We start from the raw sequence: 22093 nt of genomic DNA, 5'->3' as shown, positions 1-22093 counted from the left end.
ACCAAACCACCCACCTATACAGTTAACACCATTTGGGCATCCCGGAACTTATTTTACCAGTGGTAACAAACCGCGTGGTATGCCGGTCCTGCTAGCGGACAGACAGGTGGCCGTCGGGGGCCACGCCGCGGGCACCACGAACGGGGGGAGCGACCGCGAACGATGACGAGATACACACACGGGGAGTGGACCGACGAGCAATCAGAGCGGACGGTGACGGTGGACGGCCACGAGTTGACCGTCGCCTATTGGACGGACGACGGTGACGACGCGACGGACGACCCGCCGGTCGTGTTCTTGCACGGGATTCCGACGTGGTCGTTTCTCTGGCGGGACGTGGCCCCCGCCGTCGCCGCGGCCACGGGTCGCCGCGTCGTCGTCCCGGACATGCTGGGGTACGGCAACTCCGCGATGCACGACGGGTTCGACCGGTCGGTGCGGGCCCAAGAGCAGATGCTCGCGGACCTGCTGGCCCAGTTGGGTATCGACACCTGCGCGCTGGTCGCCCACGACATCGGCGGCGGTGCAGCGGTGCGGTACGCGGCCCACGAACCCGACGCCGTCTCCTCGCTGGTCATGTCCAACGCCGTCTGTTACGACTCGTGGCCGGTCCAGTTCATCTCGGACCTCGGCCTGCCGGAGACGGCGGAACAGGACCACGAGGAGTTCGTGGCGACGCTCGACGGCGCGTTCCGGCAGGGACTCTACGACGAGGCCGACGAGGCGTTCGTCGAGGGCATCGCCCACCCGTGGGACAGCGAGGCGGGACAGGTGTCTCTGTGTCGCAACGCCGTGGCGACCAACACGAACCACACCACGGAAATCGACTACGGAGCCATCGACGCCGACCTGCTCTGTCTGTGGGGGGCCGACGACGTGATGCAACCGCTGGCGTACGGCGAGCGACTGGCCGAGGACGTTGGCGGCGAGGTGGTCGAACTCGACGCCTACCACTGGGTCGTCGAGGACCGCCCGGAGCGATACGCCGACGAAGTGAGTACATTTTTAAACTGATATGACGAACACGACACACAGCACATGGGAGGGCACAGCGTGACGGACGACAGCGAGCGGCCGGAGTGGGATTTCAAGGAGCGGGACGTACTCATCCTGCGGGAACTGTCCCGGGACCCACAACTCTCCTCGCGTGACCTCGCGCGCATCCTCGCGGAGGACCACGACATCGACGTGAGTCACGTCACCGTCAGCGAGTCCATCCGCGGGATGCGCGAGGAGGGCGTCTTCCGCGAGGCCATCATCCCGAACGAGGAGTACTTCATTTTCGGGATGTTCGAGTTCAAAATCAACCCCGAACACTTCGCGGAGGGGTGGCGCGACGCGATGGAGGCCATCCGCGACTCGCCGAACACGCTGATGTACTTCCTCTCGGACGGCGAGTACCAGTGGAAGGCCGTGATGATGTTCCCCTCGCGGGCGGCCGAATCCATCTGGATTCACGAGTTCTACAAGGAACACGGGAAGGTCGTCCAGAACATCCGCAACTCCGTCGTCCACAACGTCATGAAGTTCCGAACCGACCCCGAGATTCTGGAGACGCTCCACGGCGAGGAGGACAGGCGCGACGTTCGGCGGTGACGCCGCTCACTCCAGCAGCGTCAGCATCTCGCAGGCGAGTACCGTCTCGTCGTTCTGGTTGACCACCTCGACGCCGTAGCGGACGACGCCGTTGGCCACCGGGTGGTCGCGTTCCGCTTTGTCCAGCACCTCGATTTCGACGTGAACCGTGTCGCCGATGAACGTCGGCGCGACGAACCGCACGTGGTCGATGCCGTAGAACGCGACCACGGCGTCCTGTTCGCGCTCGGGACGCGACTGCCAGAGCAGGCCCGTCGCCACCGAGAACACTAACATTCCGTGGGCGATTCGCTCGCCGAAGCCCGTCTCGGCCATCGCCTCCTCGTCGGTGTGGAGGTGGTTGAAGTCGCCGCTGACGCCCGCGAAGTTCACCACGTCGGCTTCGGTGATGGTCCGCCCGCGGGTTTCGCGCTGTTCGCCCGTCTCGATTTCGTCGAAGTAACTCTCTGTCGTCATAGCTGTCCCTCGGTGAATATCCGGTAGGTCGTGGTGCCGACGACGACTTCCTTCGTGTCGCCGTCGGGACTGGTGCTCTCGACGGAGACGCGCGTGACGCCCGTCGACGTACCGCTCCGAACCACTTCGGCTTCGGCCCGCAGGTCGTCCGTCGCGGGCCGGACGTACTTCACGTCCATGTCGGTTGTCGCTAGCGTCGCACCCACGGGGTCGTCCAGCACCGTCCGCAGGGCGAACGCCGAACTCGTGTCCACGAGCGTGGCGGTGACGCCGCCGTGGACGGTGCCGGACCCCCAGTTCGCTAGCTCTTCGCGGTGGGGGAGCGTCAGGACTGCCCGGCCCGGGTCCAGTTCTGCGACCGAGATGTCGAGCCAGTCGAGGTACCCGTGGTGCTGGATTGCTTCGGAAGCCAACTCCGCGTCGAGCGGGTACTCGCCGGGGTGGGTGTCGCCGCTCATTTACCCTCGAACTCCGGTTCGCGGTCCTCCGCGAACGCCGTCGTCCCTTCGAGGGCGTCCTCCGTCGAGAGCAGGAGGCCGAAGCCCTGACTCTCCATCGTGAGCGCGGCCTCTAGGGAGACATCCTGTCCGCGGTTCATCACCTTCTTGGCGATTTCGAGGCCGACCGGCGGTCCCTCCACGATGTCGTCGACGAACTCGCTCGCCACGTCCTCGAACTCGTCGGGGTCGACGGCGCGGTTGATGAGGCCCCAGTCCTCGGCGCGTTCGGCCTCGATTCGCTTGCCGCGGAAGACCAGTTCCTTCGCCCGCGTCTCGCCGATGATGCGCATCGCGCGCTGGGTGCCGCCCCCGCCGGGCAGGAGGCCCAGCGAGATTTCGGGGAAGCCGAACTCCGACCCTTTCGTGGCGATGCGGAGGTCACAGGCCAAGGCGAGTTCGTGGCCGCCGCCGAGACAGTAGCCGTCTATCTTGGCGATGGTCGGCCGGGGGAACTCGCTGACCGTCTCGAACATCGAGGTGATGGTCCCGCGCTTCCACGGTCTGGCGTCGGCGAAGCCGCCGATGTCCGCGCCGGCGCAGAAGGCCCGTTCGCCCGCGCCCTCGAAGGTGACACACCGGACGGTGTCGAGGTCCGCGTTGTTCAGGACGTGTTCGATTTCGTCCATCAGGTCCTCGTTGAGGGCGTTCATCCGCTCGGGGCGGTCGAGTTCGATGGCGAGCAGTTCGTCCTCGCGCAGAACGTTCAGCGTCCGGTACTCGCGCTCGCCGCCCGTGCCGCCGTACTCGTAGAAGCCCCGACCCGCGTCCTCGCCGGTGTGGCCGCTGTTGACGAGTTCGACGAGGTAGTCGGCCGGTTCGAAGCGGTCGGCCGCCGTCTCCTCGTGGAGTGTCTGCAGTTTGTCGAGAATCCGGTCGAGGCCGAGTTTGTCGGCCCGGCGGCACGGCCCCTCCGGGAAGCCGGCACCGAGGCGCATCCCGGTGTCGATGGCGTCGGGCGTCGCCACGTCCCCCCCGACGAGTTTCGCCGCCTCGTTGACCATCCGGGCCTCGATGCGGAGCCAGTCGAACTCGTCGGTGAGGTCGTCGGGGTCGTAGTCCACCCCGTCACCGTCCTCGTAGTCGTAGTACCCCTTCCCTGTCTTGCGGCCGAGGTTCTCCGCGTCCACCTTCTCCTGCATGATGGGCGGAATCGGGACGCCGGCCTCCTTCCGGACGTGGTAGCCGATGTCGATGCCCGTCATGTCGCCCAACTCGAACGGTCCCATCGGGTAGCCCCGTTCGTGGACCATCGTGGCGTCGGCCTCCCGAATCTCGGCATCGCCCTCGCTGACCATCCACGCCGCCTCCTCGCCGAAGGGACCGAGGACGGAGTTGACGACGAACCCGCGCACGTCCTTGCGGACGTAGATGGGCGTCTTCTCAAGCGACTCGACGAACTCGTAGACGAGTTCCGCCGTGTCGTCGCTGGTCTCCTCGCCGTAGATGACCTCCACGAGGTCCATCTTCACCGGCGGGTTGAACCAGTGCATCCCGACCACCTGTTCGGGGCGGTCGGTGACGCTCGCCATCTCCGTAATCGAGAGCGAGGAGGTGTTCGAGGCGAGGACGGCGTCGTCGGGGGCGTAATCGTTCAGGTCGCCGTAAATCTCCTTTTTCAAGGCCATCTGCTCGGGGGCGGCCTCGATGACGAGGTCGGCGTCCCTGACGGCCGCTTCGAGGTCCACCGCCGTCGTGATGCGGTCGAGTACTTCCTCGGGAGACTCGTCGATGCGGCCCTTCTCGGCGAGTTTCTCGAGACTCCACTCGATGTCGTCGTAGCCGTCGTCGACGAGTTCCTGTTCGATGTCACGCATTACCACGTCGTAGCCGCCCAACGCGACGACTTCCGTGATGCCGTGGCCCATGCTACCCGCACCGAGGACTGTCACCTGGTCGATGTCGTCCGGGTCCATGGACTCGCGTGCGTCCCCGACTGGCATAATTCCACCGACGGGTCGTTACAGGTGTTGTCTCTCTCAGCCGGGCATCTTCCATCGGTAGCTATTACTCCCTCGGCGACGCACACCGTTAATCGTATGTCAGAGCGACACGCACGAGACACGGCGTCGAGCGGGAGGTGTTCGCGGTGGTCGTAGTCGACGGGCACGGCGGCTACGTCCCGCTCTATCGGGTCGACCGCAGTGAAGTCGCGGCTCAGCACGGCGGCCGCGCCAGCGGCGAGAGTGCCGTCCCCGCCCGCGACGAGAACCACGTCACGATGGCGAGCGAGGCGGCCGGGAACGCCCTCGCACGGGCGGCAGTCGCGGGCGAGGACCTCGACGCCGTCTTCGCCGCCAGCGTCACGGACCCGTTCGCGGACCACGGCATCGCGGCCCACGTCGCCTACCGCCTCGGCGCGACCGGCGACGTTCGCACCGGCGACTTCCGGGGAACCGAACGGGCGGCCACCGACGCCCTCGTCGCCGCCCGGGAGTTCGTCCGCGCGACGGATGGGAGCGCGCTCGTCGTCGCCGCCGACGTGATGCCCGCCGACTCAGACGCGGACGCGGCCACCGCCGGGGCCGGTGCGGGGGCGGTCGTCCTCCGCCCCGACGCCGAGGCACCCGCCGCGACCCTCACAGGGCTAGGGCAGGAGACGACCGGGTTCGTCGAACGCCACCGCGAACACGGCGAGACGGCCGTCGCCGGCGACTCGAAGTTCGAGGGCAAGTACGGCTTCGGTCCGGCCGTCGGCGCGGCCAGCGAGCGGGCACTCGACGGGGAGACGCCCGGCCGCGCCGTCGTCGGCGCGCCCGACCCGCGGACGGCACGGGCCGCACTCGGCGACTTCCCGGAGGTCGAACACGTCTCGACGCACGACGGCGTGGGTGACGCGGGCACCGCCGCGGTGTTGCTCGACCTCGCACACCTGCTGGAGACGGCTGACGCCGACGAGACGGTCCTCGTCGTCGGCTACGGGGCGGGCGGTGCGGACGCCCTCACGCTCTCGACGGGCGCGGGCGTGGGCGACGGCGGCGCGCGCTCGGTCCAGACCTACCTCGACGCGAGCGAGGAAGTCACCTACGCGAAGCATCTGGCGTACCGCGAACCGGTCGAGTACGAGGGGGTGAAGACGCCATGAGTGGGCCACGCTACGAGCGACGCAAGCGACAGGACCAGCACCTCGTCGGCTTCGAGTGTGGGGCCTGTGGCTGGGTGTCTTTCCCCGAGGAGAAGCGGACCTGCAAGCGGTGTGGCGACGCGCCCGCCGAGATGGAGGAAGTTCAACTCGCCGAACGCGGCGAGATTCAGACGTTCGTCGTCCAAGAGTACCTGCCGGACGACATCGAGACGCCCCAACCGGTGGCAATCGTGGACCTCCCACAGGCCGACGGCGACGGCGAACCGGCCCGAGCGTTCGGCTTGCTGACCGAGACCGACTTGGAAGAAATCGAGGTCGGCACCGAAGTCGAAGCACGGTTCCGCGAGATGTTCAGCGACGGTGAGCGGCCCATCAACTCGTTCAAGTTCGCGGTCCCACGGGAGGAGAAAGCATGACAGAACCGTACGTCGTCGGCGCGGGGATGATAGACTTCGGGGAACTGTACGAGCAGTCCTTCGACGACCTGATAGAGGACGCCTACATCTCCTTGCTCGACAACGTCGACAAGGGACTGGACCCCAGCGACATCGACGCCGCGTGGTACGGCACCATCGACATCGCCAACGAAGGGTCGTCGGGGTCGGCACTCGCCCACGCGACGGGCCTGTTCGAGACGCCCATCACCCGCGTCGAGAACGCCTGTGCGACCGGGAGCGACGCGTTCCGTAACGCCGCACAGGCGGTCAAGGCCGGCGACGCCGAAGTCGCCTTGGTCCTCGGTGCGGAGAAGATGACCGACTCCACCGAGGGACTCATCGCCAGTGCCGCGCTGGAACGCCTCTGGCGCGGCCGCGGCGTCACGATGCCCGCCTACTTCGGGATGCGGGCGACCCGCCACCTCGACGTCTACGACACGACCCGCGAACAAATCGCGGAAATCAGCGTCAAGAACCACGAGAACGGGACGAAGTACCCCCACGCCCACCAGCAGTTCGAGTGTACGGTCGAGGATGTCAAGGAGTCACCGACCGTCTCGTACCCGCTGAACCTCTACGACTGCTGTCCCATCACGGACGGGGCGTGTGCGGTGCTGGTGACGAGCGAGGAGCGCGCCCACGAGTTCACGGACGACCCGATTCGGGTCGCGGGCTACGGCCTCGCCAGCGACTCCTTCCAGCGGGGCGCGCCCGAGGCACTCTCGAACTTCCCGGCCACCCGGCAGGCCTCCAGTCAGGCCTACGAGCGGGCGGGCCTCGGGCCGGAGGACATCGACGTGGCCGAGGTCCACGACTGCTTCTCCATCACGGAACTCATCACCTACGAGGACCTCGGGTTCTGCGCCGAGGGCGAGGGCGGGCAGTTCGTCGACGACGGCAAGCCACACCTCGACGGCGAGAAACCGGTCAATCCTTCCGGTGGCCTGCTCTCGAAGGGCCACCCCATCGGTGCCACCGGCGTCGCCCAAATCGCCGAAATCTTCGAGCAGTTGCGCGGCGAGGCCGGCGACGTGCAGGTCGACGACCCGGAGGTCGGTCTCCAGCACAACATCGGCATCGGCCGGAACGCCACCGGCGCGGTGTCCTGCGTGAACGTCCTCGAACGGCCCTGACCGACCACCATTCTTTACCCCGGCCCGCGTAGCCCCCGGGGATGACTGACGCCCAGTCACCTGCGAGGAACCGGGAGGCCGCCGATGCTCGACGCTGAGCGACGGGCCGTCTGTGCCCATCTGTCAGACCTCGCCGCGCTCACGCCCGGTACGTCGGGGAACCTCAGCGTCCGCCGGGGCGACCGGTTTGCCGTCACGCCGACCGGCGTTCCATACGACGATATCGAGGCGGCCGACGTGCCGGTTCTGACCCTCGACGGCGAGCAAGTGGCGGGCGACGCCGACCCATCGAGCGAGACAGCGATGCACCGGGGCATCTACCGGGAGCGTGACGCCGGGGCCGTCGCCCACACGCACTCGCCGTGGGCCACCACGCTCGCGGTGCTGGGCGAACCGGTTCCGCCGGTCCACTACGCGCTGGCCCACGCGGGCGGGAGGGTTCCGGTCGCCGACTACGCGACCTACGGCACGGCGGACCTCGCCGCGAACGTCGTCGCGACCCTGACCGAGGCCGACGTGTCGGCCTGCCTCGTCGCCAACCACGGCGTCGTCGCCACGGGTGAGGACGCGGCCGCCGCCGTCGAAACCGCCCGCGCCGTCGAGACGACGGCCCGCCTCTACTGTCAGGCGGCGACCATCGGCGACCCGCGGGAACTCCCCGAGTCGGAACTCGCGGCCGTCGCGGCGAAGTTCGACGCGTACGGGCAGGACGAGTGAGGGCGGTGGCGAGGAACCGACGACCCTCACTGCGGCGGCGACCGACTGTTTTTATCGCTGCGTGTCGAAGTGTGTGGTATGAGAACAATTCAGTGGGACGACGGCCGGGACTGCATCGCGATGGTCGACCAGACGAAACTCCCGGCGGAGTACACCACCTACTACGCCGAGACGGTGGCAGACCTCGTCGAGAGCATCGAGGTACTGCGGATTCGTGGCGCGCCCGGCCTCGGCGGTGCGGGAACGCTGGGCGTCGCACTCGCCGCGCGCCGCAACGACGGCGACACCTACGACGCGTACGAGGCGGCGGTCCGCGAGGACGCCGACCGCATCGCAACCGCACGGCCGACGGCGGTCAACCTCTCGCGGGAAGTCGAGGCGGCACTCGGCGAACTCGACGCCGCGACCAGCATCGCCGAGGCCCGCGAGCGGACGCTCACGCACGCGAAGGCGGTCTGTGACCGGGACGTGGAGCGCAACAAACGCCTCGGGGAACACGGCGCGGCACTGCTCGCCGACGACGACACCGTGATGACCCACTGCAACGCCGGCGCGCTGGCGACGGTCGATTGGGGCACCGCGCTCGGCGTCGTCTACTCCGCCCACGAGGCGGACAAGGCGGTGTCGGTCATCGCCAACGAGACGCGCCCCCTGAACCAAGGGGCGCGCATCACGACGGTCGAACTACAGGAACACGGCGTCGAGACGACGCTCATCCCGGACAACGCGAGCGGCCGCGTCATGCAGGAGGGCCGCGTGGACGCCGTGGTGGTCGGGGCCGACCGCATCGTCCTGAGCGGGACGGGCGAGTTCGCCGACGGTGCGGTGTTCAACAAAATCGGGACGTACAAACACGCCGTCCTCGCGGACCGGCACGACGTTCCCTTCGTCGTCGCGGCTCCCCGGGCGACCATCGACGCCGAGACCAGCGTCGAGGACGTGGAAATCGAGGAGCGGGACGGCGACGAACTCCGGGAAATCTACGGGACGCAGAACGCGCCCGAGGACGTGCCGGTGTACAACCCCGCCTTCGACCCGACGCCGATGTCGCTCGTGGACTACGTGGTGACCGAAGTCGGCGTCTTCGAGCCGCCGCTGGACCGCGAGGCAGTCGTCGAGGACACGGCGACGCCCGCACACTGACTCACAGCAGGACCGACCCGGCGAGGGCGAGCGCGACTAACGTCGCCGCAACGTCCCCGGTCCCGAACGTGAGCGGTGGCAGCGTCGGGTTCCACGAGAGACACCGCGCCCGGAGCGCGAGCGAGAGGCGGTCGGCGCGGTCGAAAGCACGCGCGAATCCCGACACGGCGACCAGCCGCATCCGCTCGGTCAGCGGCAACTCCGTCCCGAGTCGGGCGTGCATCGCGTCCCGCGCACGGGAGAGGTCGGCCCGCAGGACCGGCAGGAAGCGAAAGACGAACGACACGCCCATTCCGAGGAACTGTCCGGGTTTGCCGGGCACGAGCCACTGAATCGCCGCGCGTGACTCCCGGACCGGTGTCGTCTGGACGTACGCCGCGCTCACGAACAGAATCAACAGCACCCGGTAGCTCGCGAGTGCCGGAAAGGTGGCCGCGGACACCGAGAACCACGGCGGGCCGAGTCGGACGCCCTCCAGTATCGGCCCGGCGACCAGAATCGGGAGGACGTACCGGATGTCGACTGCGACGGCGACCGGCGAGAGGCGGGCCGCCGCCAGCACGCCACCCGTGACGGCGGTGAGTGTCGCCAGCCCGGTCGGCGTGGTGTGGGCGAACGCGGCGCCGGCGAAGCCGACTTGGACGGCGAGTTTGCTCCGGGGGTCGAGCGAGTGAGCGAGCGACGCCCCGGGGTCGTACCTCAGCATACACGCACGCCGTAGTCCGGGAGGTCGTCCCGGAGGTCGGCCGGTGCCCCCGCGGCCGCGAGGGTGCCGTCGTCGAGTAGCAAGAGGCGGTCGGCCAGTTCCGTGAGGTCCCGCAGGTCGTGCGTGACGACGACGACGCTCGTCCCCGCCTCGTGGAGGCGTTCGAGGTGGTCGAGGACGGTCTGCCGTGCCGGCCAATCGAGGCTGGTCAGCGGTTCGTCCAGCACGAGGTGGTCCGGCTCCATCGCCAGCGCGCCGGCGATGGCGACGCGGGCCTGTTCGCCCCCGGAGAGTCGGTCGACGCGCTCCTCGCGGCGGTCGGTCATCCGTACGGCCGCCAACGCGGTGTCGACCCGGCGGTCGATTTCCTCGTGGGAGAGCCCGAGGTTCTCCGGGCCGAAGGCCACGTCGGCTGCCACCGTCGCGGCCACGAACTGGTCGCGAGGGTCCTGAAACACCATGCCGACGGCCTGCCGTGCCGCCACGAGATTGGCGGCCACCGGCCGCCCGTTGACCGAAACGTCGCCCTCGTCGGGTTCCAACAGGCCGTTGAAGTGACGTATCAGCGTGGACTTGCCGGACCCGTTCGGCCCGACGACGACGGCGAACTCGCCGTCGGCTATCGTACAGTCGACGCCGTCGAGGACCGCCGTCTCGCCGTAGGCGTACCGGAGTCCACGCGTCCGTATCATCGAGCCATTATCTCGTCGCTCCGCACGACGGCGACGGCGGCCGCGATTTTGAACGCCTCGGCGGGGATGAACGCGGCCGCACCCGCGAAGAACGCCGCCTCCGGGCCGAGACCGAGGACGAGCATCAGCCCGGCGACGCCCATCGCGTAGATGATGACGACGCCGACGACCATCGCACCCACGAGCCGCGGGAGGCTGACCGACCGCGGGTCCCCGAGCGTGAACCCGCTGTGGACGATGGTACCGACGACGATGGCCGCGAGCGGGTACGACCATAGATAGCCGCCCGTACTCCCCAACAGTTGGCCGAGTCCCGCCGCACCGCCGCTGAACACCGGTGCCCCGACGGCCCCCGCCGCGAGGTAGAGGACGAGCGACGCCCCGCCCCACAGCGGACCGAGCATGATACCGGCGAGGAACACGCCCAGTACTTGGAGCGTAATCGGTGCCGGCGAGACCGGATTGGGGAACGTGACGTAGGCGAACGCACCCATCAGTGCGGCGAACAGAGCCGCGCGCCCGACGTTCTCGACTGTCTCGTCGCCCACCAGTTCGACCGCCTCGGTGTCGGTACTCATCGCTGCCACCCCGTATCGCCAATCGCTAGAGACATACGTACCTGTCCGTCACAGTCAACCCGATTGAAAACTTCGGTTGACGCCGGCCGAGCAGGCGTGACAGGAGAGGGCCGCGAGTTACAGTTTACTCTCGGCGTCGTCGGCGAGTTCCTGCATTCGCTTACCGATGCGGCCCGCGTCGGAGAACTCGTCTTCGCTCATCGCCGTCGCCAGCGCGTTACCGAGGACGAACACCGCGTGCTTGTGCTCGCTCTTGGACATGTGAACGTCGTCCGGCGTCACGTCGAGTTCCTCGTAGGCGTCGAACAGCGAGGAGTCCGTGCCTTCGAGGTCCTTGAAGTACTCCATTATCAGCACCATGTGTTCGTGCAGTTCGAGCAGTTCGTCTTTGTGCATGGCTACGGGTTGGTGAGACGGCGGTTTAAGGATTTCTGACAGTCGATGGCTCGAAAACCAGTCAAAACACGTATTCGTCGTCGTGGCCCATCATCCCGTCGTCCTCCAGACCGGCCTCCTCCTCGTCGTCGACCGGACCACTCGTCTTGTACGCCTTTATCCCGGTCGAGAGTAAGTCTTCGATGGCTTCCTCGCGGTTGAGGAACTCGCCCTTCTCGACGAGCTGGGCGATTTGCATCTCCAAGTGTTCCGGGATGTTGATCTCTGCCTTGGGCATCTTGACGTTCGAGGTTTCGACTGAGGGGTATTTAAGCTTGGCGGGGATATTGCGACGATAGAAAATAATTACTCCGACAGTGAGAACACTCGTTCCAAAAAGCCCCATGTGAATTTTGTGTGAGGCCAAGAATCCTGCGCTATCGGACAGACCACTCGCGGCGTCGACGGCAGTAGCGAGTCTCGGTCGATGGGTCTACACGGCACCGCCACGTGGATTGTCGCATGCGCGACGTAACCGACCTCTACCGGGAGTTCGGCGACGACCGGTTACCGCCCGGCCAGCACGAGACGGACGGTTTCCCGATACTCTCGAAGGGGACGACGCCACGGTGGGACCCGGAGGCGTGGGAGTTCCGCGTCTCCGGGGCCGTCGAGGAGGAACTGACGCTCTCGTTCGAGGAGTTCCGGGCGTTGCCGAGCGAGACGCAGCGACAGGACTTCCACTGCGTGACCGGGTGGAGCAAGTTCGACTGTCAGTTTACCGGGGTTCCGTTCCCCGAACTCGCCGAGCGCGCAGGCGTCCACGACGACGCCTGTCACGTCATGTTCACCAGCCTCGACGACTATACGACAGACCTCCCGCTCGAAGCGTGCATGCGCGACGAAGTGCTGTTCGCGTGGGGGTACGACGGGGACGACTTGGCGGCGGACCACGGCGGGCCGCTCCGAGTCGTGACGCCTCACCGCTACGCCTACAAGGGAGCGAAGTGGGTCTGTGGCGTCGAGTTCCTCACGGACCCGGAGCGGGGGTTCTGGGAGAAGCGCGGGTACTCGGTGACCGCGAACCCGTGGACCGAAGACCGGTACAGCTGAGCGACTCGACAACCCGTCGCGCGTTGACTACCGACGGGGAAGGACACTCTCAAGAACCCTGCACCCTTACTAGAGGCAGATGGAACCGGCCCACCGCGAGGAGACGACGGGTCCGCGAACGGGCGCGGCCCTCGTCGGTCGAACCTGCGAGATACCGGACGTGTCCTACCGGGCGTTTCTCGCCAGCCAACCGGCCCCACGGGTCCACTGGGCCGCGCCCGACGGCCTCGAAGTCGTCGGGAGCGGGGCCGCCGTCACGCTCACCGCAGACGGCTCCGACCGCTTCGAGAGCCTGCGCCGCGGGGCGGCTACCGTCTTCGAGACGGTCGACCGCTCGGGGCCGCCGGAGACACGGCCGCGACTACTCGGCGGCCTCGCGTTCAACGAGAACCACGAAGAGCGCGGGCCGTGGACCGGGTTTCCCGCCGCGTCGTTCACGCTCCCACGCGTCCAGTTGACGCGGGCCGACGGCACGACGTGGCTGACCGTCCGGGCGTACGACACCGAGGCAACGGGCGAACGCGTCGCCGCCACGCTCGAACGGACCCGCGAAGACATCGCGGACCTCCCGGTGATGCGACCCAGCGGCGGGCCGCCGGGCGTCCTCGAGACGCGCGTCACGCCGCCCAAAGACGAGTGGACCGAACAGGTCGAACAGGCGACGGGGTACATCCGCTCCGGCGACCTCCGGAAAGTCGTCCTCGCGACGGCACTGGAGGTCGACCTCGCCGACGACATCGACGTGCCGGACGTACTCGAACGACTGCGCCGCACCTACCCGAACTGCTACCGCTTCCTCGTCCAACCCGGCGACGACGGCGCGTTCTTCGGGCCGCCGCCGGAACGTCTCGTCAGGATGGACGGCCGGCGCGTCCAGACAGAGGCACTCGCGGGGTCCGTCCCGCGCGGCGAGACGCCCGAGAAAGACGCCGACTACGCACAGTCGATGCTCGACAGCGAGAAACTCCAGCACGAACAGCAGTTGGTGGTCGACGCCATCAGGAACCAACTCGAACCGCTCGGCGACGTTCACGAGGGGGAACAGGACGTGCGGAAACTCACGAACATCCAGCACCTCCAGACGCCGATTACGGCTGATTTGGACGGCGAGGGGCACGTCCTCGACATATTGGAGGCACTCCACCCGACGCCGGCGGTGGGCGGCCTCCCGCCGGACCGGGCGTGGGAAGTCATCCGGGAGACGGAGTCGTTCGAGCGCGGGTGGTACGCCGCACCGGTCGGCTGGTTCGATTCGAACGGTGACGGCGAGTTCGCCGTCGGCATCCGCTCGGGCGTCGCCGGCGGTACCCACGCCACGCTGTTCGCCGGGTGTGGCATCGTCGCCGACAGCGACCCGGACGAGGAGTGGGAGGAAATCCAGCCCAAGTACCGCCCCATCCTCGACGAACTCGAGAACGGCGCGGACGGGCCAGACGACTGACGATGACGGCACCGAACCGCGCCACACTGTGGGGTCGGACCGTCGCCGACGAACTGGCCAAAAGCGGCGTCACCGCGGCGTGCATCGCGCCCGGTAGCCGCTCGACACCGCTGACCGTCGCCCTCGCCGACCACGAGAGTATCGAGACGTTCTCGATACTCGACGAACGCTCGGCGGCCTTCTTCGCGCTGGGCCGGGCTCGCCGGACCGGCGACCCCACGGCCATCGTCTGTACCTCCGGAACGGCCGCGGCGAACTTCCACCCGGCCGTCATCGAGGCACACCAGTCGCGGGTGCCACTCCTCGTGCTGACTGCCGACCGACCGCCGGAACTGCAGGACAGCGGCGCGAACCAGACCATCGACCAGTCCGACCTCTACGGCGACGCGGTTCGCACGTCCCGCACGCTCCCCGAACCGAAACCGCGAGCGCGGGCACTCCGCTCGCTCCGGACCACCGTTTGCCGGGCCGTCGCCGAGACGACGGGGACGCCCGCCGGGCCAGTCCACCTCAACTGCCCGTTCGCGAAGCCGCTGGAACCCGTCGAGGTGCCCGGCGACGTGCCCGAGTCGCTGGCCGAGGAGGCACCGCTGGCCGTCGAGGGCCGGGCGGGGCCGTTCGTGGAGACGGCGGCGGGCCGCCCGGAGGTGGCCGCCGATGCCGCCGAGAGGTTCGTGGCGGCACTCGACGCGGCTGACCGGCCGCTGGTCGTCGCCGGACCGGCGGACGCGCCGACGCCGGACGCCGACGCTGTGGCCGACCTCGCGGCGGCCGTCGGCGCGCCGATACTGGCCGACCCGCTCTCGGGCCTCCGTTTCGGGGGACACGTCGACCGGACGGACGTGACCGTCTGTGGGGGGTACGACTCGTATCTGGACGGGGCCGACGACTGGCCGAACCCCGATGTCGTCCTCCGACTCGGGGCGTCGCCGACCTCGAAGGTCCTCAGACAGTACCTCCGTGACCACGCCGAGCGGCAGGTGGTCGTCGACCCGGCGGGCGGGTGGCGCGAGGCGGAGTTCACCGCTACGGACCTCGTCGTGGCGGACCCGACGCGGCTGGCGCGGACGCTGGCCGACGGAGTGGCTGACGCGGCGGCGTCGGCGTGGCGCGAGCAGTTTGCCGACGCCGAGCGGACGTACTGGGACATCGTGGCGACGGCCCGCAACGAGGAGTCCTTCGAGGGAGCGATACTCGCGGACGTGGCCGACGCGGTTCCCGACCCGGCGACGCTATTCGTCTCGAACAGCATGCCGGTCCGGGATTTGGACCGGTTCGGGCGGCCTCGCTCGACAGCGGTGACTGTCCACGGCAACCGGGGCGCGAGCGGTATCGACGGCATCACCAGCACGGCACTGGGTGCGGGGAGCGCGACGGACGACCCCCTCGTTCTCGTGACCGGCGACTTGGCGTACTTCCACGACTCGAACGGCCTGCTCTCCGTCGAGCGGTGTGGGGTGGACGCCACCATCGTCCTCGTCAACAACGACGGCGGCGGTATCTTCCACCTGCTTCCCATCGAGCAGTTCGACCCACCGTTCACCGAGCAGTTCGTGACGCCCCACGGCCTCGACTTCCAGCCGACGGCCGATCTCTACGGGCTGGGCTTCCAGCGCGTCCCGCCGGGCGAGCGGTTCCGCGAGGCGTTCGACGAGTCCGTGGGCCGGGACGGGACGCAGGTAATCGAAGTCGTCGTCGACGGCGAAGCCAGCCACCGGACTCGCGAGGCGGTCCACGAGCGCGTCCTCGAAACCGTCTGAGTCACGGCCGGAGTGCCGCCCGCGTCAGGAGTGCCAGACAGAACGGGAACCACGCCGCGACGGGGACGAGCAAGCCCACGGGGGAGAACAGCGAGAGACCGCCGATACCGAGCAACAGAAGCGGTGCGAGGACGCTCCACACCCCGAAGACGACGACGGCCACGTTCGGCATCGAGACGAGGTACGCCACGACGGCCAGCGTACAGAGGGCGACCACGACGTTCACCGCCATCGGGAACGCCGGCAAGACGCTGGCGACGACGAACACGGGATAGAGGAGCGACATCGTCCCCATCAGGATGACCGTCCGGGGCGTCAGCGGCAGGCGGACGCTGTCGGAGGACCCGCCGGTGTACTCCGTCTGCGTGGCGTAGGTGGTCTCCTCGCCGCCGCGCCGGGACTGGCGATAGCGTCCCGTGGCCGCGCCGTCCGTCGAGTCACCCGTCGTGGCACTCGCGTCGGCCGTCCCCGTCGCGTCCGCTCCCGTCCGCTGACGGTTCGTGTCACTCCCAGTACGGCTCCCCCGCGATTCCGTGCCGGTGCCCGCTCGGCCACCGCCGGCCGCCGCCGTGTCGTCCGCCGTCCGGTCGTCTGAGGACGCGGTTCCGGCACCTGCGGCGTCCGCCGTGTCGTCGGTGTCAGCACCGACGCCGGGACCGCCCAGTACTCGCTCGACGTACCGGTCGTGACCGAGGCGGTCGTACGTCGCTCGCTCGTCCTCGTCGGTGAGTACGTCGCGGGCTCGCGTGACGCGCTTGAACTCGTCTTCGGCGTCGGGCGCGTCGCTCACGTCCGGGTGCGTCTCCTTGACGCGGGCCCGGTACGCGGCCTCGATTTCCTCGCGCGAGGCGTCGGATGGGACCGACAGCACCTCGTAGAACGTCTCGGTCATTGGAGGGCAGTGGCCGAGTCCTACGAGCGCGGTCGTATAAATCCAGCCGCTCCGCACCACCGCAACCGGGAACCTATTTGATGCGGCCAACCTCACTCGGGGTATGGTCTCTGAGATTTTCGACGGCGAGCGATGGGAGGAAATCGGAGAGTTCGACTTCGAGGACATCACCTACCACCGCGCGACGGACACCGGCGCGGTCCGCATCGCGTTCGACCGCCCCGAGGTGCGCAACGCCTTCCGTCCGCCGACGGTGGACGAACTCTACGTCGCACTGGACCATGCCAAGCGACAGACCGACGTGGGCTGTGTCCTGCTGACCGGCAACGGCCCGTCGCCCGACGACGGCGGGTGGGCCTTCTGCTCGGGTGGCGACCAGCGGGTCCGAGGACCCGACGGGTACGAATACGACAGTGATGGCAAGACGGGACGCCTCCACATCCTCGAAGTCCAGCGGCTCATCCGCACGATTCCCAAAGTCGTCGTCGCCGTCGTCCCCGGGTGGGCCGTCGGCGGCGGCCACTCCCTCCACGTCGTCTCGGACATGACCATCGCAAGCGAGGAACACGCGAAGTTCCTCCAGACGGACCCCGACGTGGCCTCCTTCGACGCCGGATTCGGGTCGGCGTATCTCGCCCGCCAAATCGGCCAGAAGAAGGCCCGCGAGGTGTTCTTCCTCGGGAAAACCTACGACGCCGAAGAAGCCGCGGACATGGGGATGGTCAACGACGTAGTTCCCCACGCCGAACTGGAGGACGAGGCCCTGGCGTGGGCCGAAGCCATCATGAGTAAGTCCCCGACGGCCATCCGGATGTTGAAGTACGCGTTCAACCTCGTCGACGACGGCCTGATGGGTCAGCAGGTGTTCGCGGGCGAGGCGACACGACTGGGCTATCAGACCGCCGAGGCACAGGAGGGGCGGGACGCGTTCAACGAAGATCGGGAGCCGGACTTCGAGCAGTTCCCCTGGCACTACTAACCCACCTTTTTCCGCGTCGGGTGACGCGCGGAGCGCGTCACCACTCCTTGAAAAACGTGGGCGAAGAAGCCGCGAGCGCACCAGTGGTGCGCTCGCGGTTGCTATGCTCGTGCCACCGCAACCGCCCCGCCCCGTATCCGTGCCGCTCTGCAACCGCCTGCCACGACGCCCGCGGACGAACGGAGTGGTAAGGTTGACACGGCTGGGAATCCAACAGTACGGCAATGGCAACGGCCGAGGCAGACGTGTCACGAACACGCGCGTGGCTGATGGCGGCGCGTCCACAGACGCTCCCGGCGGGGGCCGCTCCCGTCATCGTCGGGACCGGACTCGCGCTCCACGCCGGCGTGTTCGCGCTCCTCCCGGCAGTCGCGGCACTCCTCGGCGCGGTCCTCCTGCAAGTAGGGACGAACTTCGCCAACGACTACTACGACGCGGTGAAGGGGACCGACTCCGCCGAACGCGAGGGGTTCACCCGCGTCACCGCCGGTGGTCTCATCGAACCCGCGCGGGTCAAGCGGGCGATGGCCGCCACCTACGGGTTGGCCGTCGTCGTCGGCCTCTATCTGGTCTCCGTCGGCGGCGTCCCCATCCTCGTCGTCGGCCTGTCGAGCATCCTCGCGGGCGTCGCGTACACCGGCGGTCCGTATCCGTACGGCTACCGCGGCCTCGGTGACCTGTTCGTGTTCGTCTACTTCGGCCTCGTGGCGGTGACGGGGACGTACTACGTTCAAGCCGCCGCGTCGCTCCCAGCCGTCGGCCCGCTCGCCGTCGGGATTCCGCCGGGGACGGTCACCGCGGCGGCACTGACCGCCAGCCTCCCGGCCGCCGGCCTCTCGACAGCCATCCTCGTCGTCAACAACATCCGCGACAAGGAAGAGGACGCGGCGGCGGGCAAGCGGACGCTGGCGGTCATCTTGGGCTACCGGGCGAGCAGAGTCGAGTGGACGGCGATGGTCGGGATGGCCTACGTCGTCCCCGTCGTGTTCGCGCTCGACCCGAGTTTCGGACTGACGGTGCTGTTGCCGCTCCTGACGCTTCCGCTGGCCATCGCAATCAGTCGGGTCGTGTACGTCCGGACCGACGGGGCGGCACTCAACCCGGCACTCGAACGGACTGGACAGTTACTGGCGATGCACTCGGTACTGTTCGCAACGGGGTTGGCACTCGCATGATGTCGATCGAGCCGTTCACCCTACAGTTGACGCGGCCGCTCGAAACAGCACGGGGGCCGATTCACCAGCGCGACGGCTTCCTCGTGCGCATCGAGTACGCCGAGGAGACTGGCGTGGGCGAAGCGACGCCGCTGCCGGGGTGGACCGAATCGCTCTCGGACTGTCGGGACGCGCTCGAACGCGCACCCGAACTCGCCCGCGAGGAGGACTGGGGTGTCGCGCTCGGGGAGACGAACGCACCCGCCGCGCGGCACGCGCTCGCGGTGGCACTGGCCGACGCCAAGGCACGGGCGCGCGGCGTGCCGCTGTACCGGTCGCTCGGGAGCGACGAGTTGGTCCACCGTGTTCCGGTCAACGCCACCGTCGGCGACGCAGACCCGGCAGAGACGGCCGAGCGGGCGGCCGAGGCCGTCGCCGACGGGTTCGGCTGCGTGAAGGTGAAGGTGGGTGCCCGGAGCGTCACGGCGGACGCCGACCGGCTGCAGGCGGTCCGGGAGGCGGTCGGTCCGGACGTGACCCTGCGTGCGGACGCCAACGGCGCGTGGGACCGTGCGGAAGCCGAGCGCGCGCTCGACTCCTTCGCGTCGTTCGGCCTCCAGTACGTCGAGCAGCCACTACCCGCGTCGGAGGTGCCGGCACACGCGGCCCTCCGCTCTGCGGGGACCGTCCCCATCGCCCTCGACGAGTCGCTGTCGGCGCGGTCCGTCACCGACGTGCTCGCCACGGACGCCGCCGACTACCTCGTCCTCAAGCCGATGGCCCTGGGCGGGCCGGACCGGGCACGACAGGCGGCACGACAGGCCCGGCAGGCTGGTGTCACCCCCGTCGTCTCGACGACGATAGACGGCGTCGTCGCCCGGACTGCCGCCGTCCACGTCGCGGCGGCGATTCCGGACGTGCCGGCGTGTGGCTTGGCGACGGCGGCGTGGCTGGAAAGCGACATGTGTCGTGACCCCGCACCGGTCGCGGCCGGTGAGATAGAGGTCCCACAGACCGACGGTCTCGGCGTCTCCCCGGACGAGCAATGACTCCGGACGCGTGGTCGAGTCGTGACCCCCTCGCCCGGCGCGTCGCGGCGACGCCCGAGCGGACCGCCATCGTCGACACCGACGACGACACGACCAGAACATACCGCGAGTTCGACGCGGCGGTAGACGAGCGGGCGGCCGCGCTCTCCTCGCTCGCCGGGCAGGCTCCGACCGTCGCGCTGTTGCTCGACACGCGCCCGGCGTTCGCCGACATCGCGTTCGCCACGCTCCGCCTCGGCGGGACGCTCGTCCCCCTGAACACGCGGCTCACGGCGAGTGAACTCGACGACCGAGTCGCGCGGACCACCCCCGACCTGCTCGTCTGTGGCGCGAACACGGAGACGCTCGCTCGCGAAGTCGGCGACGGACCGGTCGCCAGCGTCGACACGCCGGAGACAGCGGACGTACACTCACTCGACGGCGGGGACGGGGCAGCCGTCGAACCGGCACCCGTGGACCGCGAGACGGAGTGGCTCGTCCTGTTCACCTCGGGGACGACAGGGCGACCGAAGGGCGTCCGGTTGACGGTCGGAAACCTCGTATCGAGCGCGACAGCCTCCGCGTACCGCCTCGGCGTCACACCCGGGGACCGCTGGCTGTGCTGTCTCCCGATGTACCACATGGGCGGGTTCGCCCCCGTCGTCCGCTCGACGCTCTACGGAACGACGGTCTTCCTCCAGCGGTCCTTCGATGCCGAGCGGACGGCCGACGTGTTGGCCGACTACGGTGCGACCGGCGTCTCGTTGGTGCCGACGATGCTCCGACGACTGCTCGACGCTGACTGGGAGCCGTCACCGACCCTCCGGTTCGTCCTCCTCGGTGGCGCGCCGGCCACGACCGACCTCCTCGACCGGGCACTCGACCAGAACGTCCCCGTCCACCCGACCTACGGCATGACCGAGACGGCCTCACAGATAGCGACCGCACGACCCGAGCAGGTTTCTTCCCGCGAAGGTACCATCGGACAGCCGCTCGTGAACACCGACGTGACGGTGGTGGGAGAGGACGGAACGCCCTGCGAAGTGGGCGAGCGCGGCGAGTTGGTCGTCGCCGGACCGACGGTGACGCCGGGCTACCTCGACGGCGACGTGACTGACGCGGCGTTCGGCGAGTACGGCCTGCACACGGGCGACGCGGGCTATCGGGACGAGGACGGCCGGGTCTGGGTCCTCAACCGACTTGACGACCGTATCGTGACCGGCGGGGAGAACGTCGACCCCGGTGAAGTGGTCGGGGCACTCCGCGACCACCCAGGGGTTCGGGACGCCGCCGTCGTCGGCCTCACGGACCCGGAGTGGGGCGAACGGGTCGCCGCCCTCGTCGTTCCCGACCCACAGGACGTGCCGACGGCGGACGACATCGAAGCCCACTGCCGGACGCGGTTGGCGGGATTCAAGCGGCCGCGAACCGTCGCGTTCGCCGACGCCCTCCCCCGGACCGCGTCGGGGACCGTCGACCGCGAGGCGGTCCGGGACCGGTTGCGCGAGGACAGGCCTTAATTCGGCGTGGAACCTACGGTCGCCCGTGTGTACGCTCGTCCTCGCATGGCAAGTGTTCGCCGACACGCCCGTCGCCGTCGCGGCCAACCGCGACGAGATGGTGGGCCGCCCCTCGGAGCCACCGGCACGCATCGCGGAGAATCCCGCCATCGTCGCCCCGCGTGACGCCGAGGCCGGTGGGACGTGGGTCGGCTACAACGAACACGCACTGTTCGCCGGTATCACGAACCGCTGGACCGACACCGACCTCGCGGGCGACCGCTCGCGCGGCTTGCTCGTCCGTGACGTGCTCGAACGGGAGCGTGCGGAGGACGCTGCCCGCTACGTCGAACAGGCCGTCAGGGACGACGAGTACGACGGGTTCAATCTCGTCGTCGCCGACGAGAGTGCGGCCGTCCTACTCGAGTGGGACGGCCAGTTCGCTGTTCGGAACCTCGAACCCGGCGTCCACGTCGTCGTGAACGTCGGTGCCGACGGCGACTACGTGATACCCGCCGCACGACCGGACGTGGGCGAACAGCAGGCGGGCAACGCGAACGCCGTCAGAACCGCGCTCCAACCGGAACCGGGCGAGCAGGCGGGCGTCTGGCTGGAGCGAGCGGCCGACGTGATTGCCGACCACGAGTACGGCGTCTGCATCCACCGCGACCGGTTCGGGACGCGCTCGTCGTCGCTGGTGACGCTCGGACCCGAGGGCGGCACCTACCGCTTCGCCGACGGGCCGCCCTGCGAGACGGAGTACCGCCGTGTCGAAAGTCAGGTTTAAGCCGCCGACCGTACGTAGGTTGAGA

General features: G+C 68.6%; 24 protein-coding genes. 15 read left to right on the top strand and 9 right to left on the bottom strand.

What is annotated here, in order from left to right; all coding sequences use genetic code 11:
- Positions 1–162: 162 nt before the first annotated feature.
- Both MUG95_RS14110 and MUG95_RS14105 read left to right on the top strand, forming a co-directional pair.
- On the top strand, positions 163–1014 hold the full coding sequence (locus MUG95_RS14110; RefSeq protein ID WP_247008859.1) for an alpha/beta fold hydrolase: 852 nt from the start codon (positions 163–165) through the stop codon (positions 1012–1014).
- Positions 1015–1038: 24 nt separating this feature from the next.
- Positions 1039–1596 carry an Lrp/AsnC family transcriptional regulator gene (locus tag MUG95_RS14105; RefSeq protein WP_247008858.1) on the top strand — a complete coding sequence of 186 codons (558 nt, stop codon included), beginning with the start codon at positions 1039–1041 and terminating at the stop codon, positions 1594–1596.
- Between the two features lie 6 nt (positions 1597–1602).
- Here the strand turns inward: MUG95_RS14105 and MUG95_RS14100 are convergent, their stop codons facing one another.
- From MUG95_RS14100 to MUG95_RS14090, 3 genes are read right to left on the bottom strand one after another with little or no spacing between them, the layout of a single operon-like run.
- Positions 1603–2052, bottom strand: a complete 450-nt coding sequence (locus MUG95_RS14100) for a MaoC/PaaZ C-terminal domain-containing protein (protein WP_247008857.1) — start codon at positions 2050–2052, stop codon at positions 1603–1605.
- Positions 2049–2510 (bottom strand): PaaI family thioesterase, encoded by a 462-nt coding sequence (locus tag MUG95_RS14095; RefSeq protein WP_247008856.1) that lies wholly within the window; start codon positions 2508–2510, stop codon positions 2049–2051. The genes MUG95_RS14100 and MUG95_RS14095 overlap by 4 nt, the downstream gene beginning before the upstream one ends.
- On the bottom strand, positions 2507–4465 hold the full coding sequence (locus MUG95_RS14090) for a 3-hydroxyacyl-CoA dehydrogenase/enoyl-CoA hydratase family protein (RefSeq protein ID WP_247010498.1): 1959 nt from the start codon (positions 4463–4465) through the stop codon (positions 2507–2509). Before MUG95_RS14090 ends, MUG95_RS14095 begins: the two co-directional genes overlap by 4 nt.
- 173 nt (positions 4466–4638) lie before the next feature.
- Between MUG95_RS14090 and MUG95_RS14085 the strand changes: the two genes are divergently transcribed.
- The 5 genes from MUG95_RS14085 to mtnA all read left to right on the top strand — a co-directional run bounded on the left by MUG95_RS14085 (position 4639) and on the right by mtnA (position 9064).
- Positions 4639–5634: a hypothetical protein gene (locus MUG95_RS14085; RefSeq protein WP_247008855.1), complete on the top strand. Its 996-nt coding sequence runs from the start codon at positions 4639–4641 to the stop codon at positions 5632–5634.
- On the top strand, positions 5631–6050 hold the full coding sequence (locus MUG95_RS14080) for a Zn-ribbon domain-containing OB-fold protein (RefSeq protein WP_247008854.1): 420 nt from the start codon (positions 5631–5633) through the stop codon (positions 6048–6050). The genes MUG95_RS14085 and MUG95_RS14080 overlap by 4 nt, the downstream gene beginning before the upstream one ends.
- Positions 6047–7204 carry a thiolase family protein gene (locus tag MUG95_RS14075; protein WP_247008853.1) on the top strand — a complete coding sequence of 386 codons (1158 nt, stop codon included), beginning with the start codon at positions 6047–6049 and terminating at the stop codon, positions 7202–7204. The genes MUG95_RS14080 and MUG95_RS14075 overlap by 4 nt, the downstream gene beginning before the upstream one ends.
- Before the next feature lie 84 nt (positions 7205–7288).
- A complete protein-coding gene (locus MUG95_RS14070) occupies positions 7289–7921 on the top strand; it encodes a ribulose-1-phosphate aldolase (RefSeq protein WP_247008852.1) in 633 nt (210 codons plus the stop codon).
- Between the two features lie 78 nt (positions 7922–7999).
- Complete coding sequence (gene mtnA, locus MUG95_RS14065; protein WP_247008851.1) at positions 8000–9064, top strand: S-methyl-5-thioribose-1-phosphate isomerase; 1065 nt, start codon at positions 8000–8002, stop codon at positions 9062–9064.
- 1 nt (position 9065) lies between these two features.
- On the opposite strand, the gene MUG95_RS14060 is transcribed toward mtnA, so the two are convergent.
- From MUG95_RS14060 to MUG95_RS14040, 5 genes are all read right to left on the bottom strand, one after another.
- A complete protein-coding gene (locus tag MUG95_RS14060; RefSeq protein ID WP_247008850.1) occupies positions 9066–9770 on the bottom strand; it encodes an energy-coupling factor transporter transmembrane component T family protein in 705 nt (234 codons plus the stop codon).
- The gene (locus tag MUG95_RS14055) at positions 9764–10462 is read right to left on the bottom strand and encodes an energy-coupling factor ABC transporter ATP-binding protein (RefSeq protein WP_247008849.1); all 699 of its coding nucleotides are present in this window, start codon (positions 10460–10462) and stop codon (positions 9764–9766) included. Before MUG95_RS14055 ends, MUG95_RS14060 begins: the two co-directional genes overlap by 7 nt.
- Positions 10459–11040: a biotin transporter BioY gene (locus MUG95_RS14050; protein WP_247008848.1), complete on the bottom strand. Its 582-nt coding sequence runs from the start codon at positions 11038–11040 to the stop codon at positions 10459–10461. The genes MUG95_RS14055 and MUG95_RS14050 overlap by 4 nt, the downstream gene beginning before the upstream one ends.
- Before the next feature lie 117 nt (positions 11041–11157).
- The gene (locus MUG95_RS14045; protein WP_247008847.1) at positions 11158–11436 is read right to left on the bottom strand and encodes a UPF0058 family protein; all 279 of its coding nucleotides are present in this window, start codon (positions 11434–11436) and stop codon (positions 11158–11160) included.
- A 61-nt stretch (positions 11437–11497) separates the two neighbouring features.
- Positions 11498–11713 carry a ribbon-helix-helix domain-containing protein gene (locus MUG95_RS14040; protein ID WP_247008846.1) on the bottom strand — a complete coding sequence of 72 codons (216 nt, stop codon included), beginning with the start codon at positions 11711–11713 and terminating at the stop codon, positions 11498–11500.
- Positions 11714–11937: 224 nt separating this feature from the next.
- Between MUG95_RS14040 and MUG95_RS14035 the strand changes: the two genes are divergently transcribed.
- The 3 genes from MUG95_RS14035 to menD all read left to right on the top strand — a co-directional run bounded on the left by MUG95_RS14035 (position 11938) and on the right by menD (position 15729).
- Positions 11938–12528, top strand: a complete 591-nt coding sequence (locus MUG95_RS14035; protein WP_247008845.1) for a sulfite oxidase-like oxidoreductase — start codon at positions 11938–11940, stop codon at positions 12526–12528.
- Between the two features lie 79 nt (positions 12529–12607).
- Positions 12608–13969, top strand: coding sequence for an isochorismate synthase (locus tag MUG95_RS14030; protein WP_247008844.1), 1362 nt, complete (start codon positions 12608–12610; stop codon positions 13967–13969).
- A 2-nt stretch (positions 13970–13971) separates the two neighbouring features.
- Positions 13972–15729: a 2-succinyl-5-enolpyruvyl-6-hydroxy-3-cyclohexene-1-carboxylic-acid synthase gene (menD, locus tag MUG95_RS14025; protein ID WP_247008843.1), complete on the top strand. Its 1758-nt coding sequence runs from the start codon at positions 13972–13974 to the stop codon at positions 15727–15729.
- Position 15730: 1 nt separating this feature from the next.
- Here menD and MUG95_RS14020 read toward each other — a convergent pair whose 3' ends face one another.
- Complete coding sequence (locus tag MUG95_RS14020; RefSeq protein WP_247008842.1) at positions 15731–16621, bottom strand: J domain-containing protein; 891 nt, start codon at positions 16619–16621, stop codon at positions 15731–15733.
- Positions 16622–16724: 103 nt separating this feature from the next.
- Between MUG95_RS14020 and MUG95_RS14015 the strand changes: the two genes are divergently transcribed.
- The 5 genes from MUG95_RS14015 to MUG95_RS13995 all read left to right on the top strand — a co-directional run bounded on the left by MUG95_RS14015 (position 16725) and on the right by MUG95_RS13995 (position 22068).
- Positions 16725–17600, top strand: a complete 876-nt coding sequence (locus tag MUG95_RS14015) for a 1,4-dihydroxy-2-naphthoyl-CoA synthase (protein ID WP_247008841.1) — start codon at positions 16725–16727, stop codon at positions 17598–17600.
- A 224-nt stretch (positions 17601–17824) separates the two neighbouring features.
- Positions 17825–18775 (top strand): 1,4-dihydroxy-2-naphthoate polyprenyltransferase, encoded by a 951-nt coding sequence (locus tag MUG95_RS14010; protein WP_247008840.1) that lies wholly within the window; start codon positions 17825–17827, stop codon positions 18773–18775.
- Positions 18775–19803: a mandelate racemase/muconate lactonizing enzyme family protein gene (locus MUG95_RS14005; protein WP_247010497.1), complete on the top strand. Its 1029-nt coding sequence runs from the start codon at positions 18775–18777 to the stop codon at positions 19801–19803. The genes MUG95_RS14010 and MUG95_RS14005 overlap by 1 nt, the downstream gene beginning before the upstream one ends.
- On the top strand, positions 19800–21302 hold the full coding sequence (locus MUG95_RS14000) for a class I adenylate-forming enzyme family protein (protein ID WP_247008838.1): 1503 nt from the start codon (positions 19800–19802) through the stop codon (positions 21300–21302). Before MUG95_RS14005 ends, MUG95_RS14000 begins: the two co-directional genes overlap by 4 nt.
- Positions 21303–21327: 25 nt before the next feature.
- Entirely contained in the window at positions 21328–22068 is a 741-nt protein-coding gene (locus MUG95_RS13995) for an NRDE family protein (RefSeq protein WP_247008837.1), read from the top strand.
- Positions 22069–22093: the final 25 nt, after the last annotated feature.

It is taken from the genome of Halorientalis litorea (assembly GCF_023028225.1).
Lineage (GTDB): Archaea > Halobacteriota > Halobacteria > Halobacteriales > Haloarculaceae > Halorientalis > Halorientalis litorea.
Note: the sequence above shows the minus strand (reverse complement) of the source record. Positions and strands in the feature narration are given on the sequence as shown.

Coding starts and splice junctions, on each gene's coding strand:
- menD (WP_247008843.1), top strand. CDS start 13,972: ATGACGGCACCGAACCGCGCCACACTGTGGGGTCGGACCGTCGCCGAC.
- MUG95_RS14005 (WP_247010497.1), top strand. CDS start 18,775: ATGTCGATCGAGCCGTTCACCCTACAGTTGACGCGGCCGCTCGAAACA.
- MUG95_RS14060 (WP_247008850.1), bottom strand. CDS start 9,770: ATGCTGAGGTACGACCCCGGGGCGTCGCTCGCTCACTCGCTCGACCCC.
- MUG95_RS14095 (WP_247008856.1), bottom strand. CDS start 2,510: ATGAGCGGCGACACCCACCCCGGCGAGTACCCGCTCGACGCGGAGTTG.
- MUG95_RS14015 (WP_247008841.1), top strand. CDS start 16,725: ATGGTCTCTGAGATTTTCGACGGCGAGCGATGGGAGGAAATCGGAGAG.
- MUG95_RS14090 (WP_247010498.1), bottom strand. CDS start 4,465: ATGGACCCGGACGACATCGACCAGGTGACAGTCCTCGGTGCGGGTAGC.
- MUG95_RS14075 (WP_247008853.1), top strand. CDS start 6,047: ATGACAGAACCGTACGTCGTCGGCGCGGGGATGATAGACTTCGGGGAA.
- MUG95_RS14080 (WP_247008854.1), top strand. CDS start 5,631: ATGAGTGGGCCACGCTACGAGCGACGCAAGCGACAGGACCAGCACCTC.
- MUG95_RS14040 (WP_247008846.1), bottom strand. CDS start 11,713: ATGCCCAAGGCAGAGATCAACATCCCGGAACACTTGGAGATGCAAATC.
- MUG95_RS14045 (WP_247008847.1), bottom strand. CDS start 11,436: ATGCACAAAGACGAACTGCTCGAACTGCACGAACACATGGTGCTGATA.
- MUG95_RS14110 (WP_247008859.1), top strand. CDS start 163: ATGACGAGATACACACACGGGGAGTGGACCGACGAGCAATCAGAGCGG.
- MUG95_RS14105 (WP_247008858.1), top strand. CDS start 1,039: ATGGGAGGGCACAGCGTGACGGACGACAGCGAGCGGCCGGAGTGGGAT.
- MUG95_RS14030 (WP_247008844.1), top strand. CDS start 12,608: ATGGAACCGGCCCACCGCGAGGAGACGACGGGTCCGCGAACGGGCGCG.
- MUG95_RS14000 (WP_247008838.1), top strand. CDS start 19,800: ATGACTCCGGACGCGTGGTCGAGTCGTGACCCCCTCGCCCGGCGCGTC.
- MUG95_RS14100 (WP_247008857.1), bottom strand. CDS start 2,052: ATGACGACAGAGAGTTACTTCGACGAAATCGAGACGGGCGAACAGCGC.
- MUG95_RS14070 (WP_247008852.1), top strand. CDS start 7,289: ATGCTCGACGCTGAGCGACGGGCCGTCTGTGCCCATCTGTCAGACCTC.
- MUG95_RS14050 (WP_247008848.1), bottom strand. CDS start 11,040: ATGAGTACCGACACCGAGGCGGTCGAACTGGTGGGCGACGAGACAGTC.
- mtnA (WP_247008851.1), top strand. CDS start 8,000: ATGAGAACAATTCAGTGGGACGACGGCCGGGACTGCATCGCGATGGTC.
- MUG95_RS14035 (WP_247008845.1), top strand. CDS start 11,938: ATGCGCGACGTAACCGACCTCTACCGGGAGTTCGGCGACGACCGGTTA.
- MUG95_RS14020 (WP_247008842.1), bottom strand. CDS start 16,621: ATGACCGAGACGTTCTACGAGGTGCTGTCGGTCCCATCCGACGCCTCG.
- MUG95_RS14010 (WP_247008840.1), top strand. CDS start 17,825: ATGGCAACGGCCGAGGCAGACGTGTCACGAACACGCGCGTGGCTGATG.
- MUG95_RS14055 (WP_247008849.1), bottom strand. CDS start 10,462: ATGATACGGACGCGTGGACTCCGGTACGCCTACGGCGAGACGGCGGTC.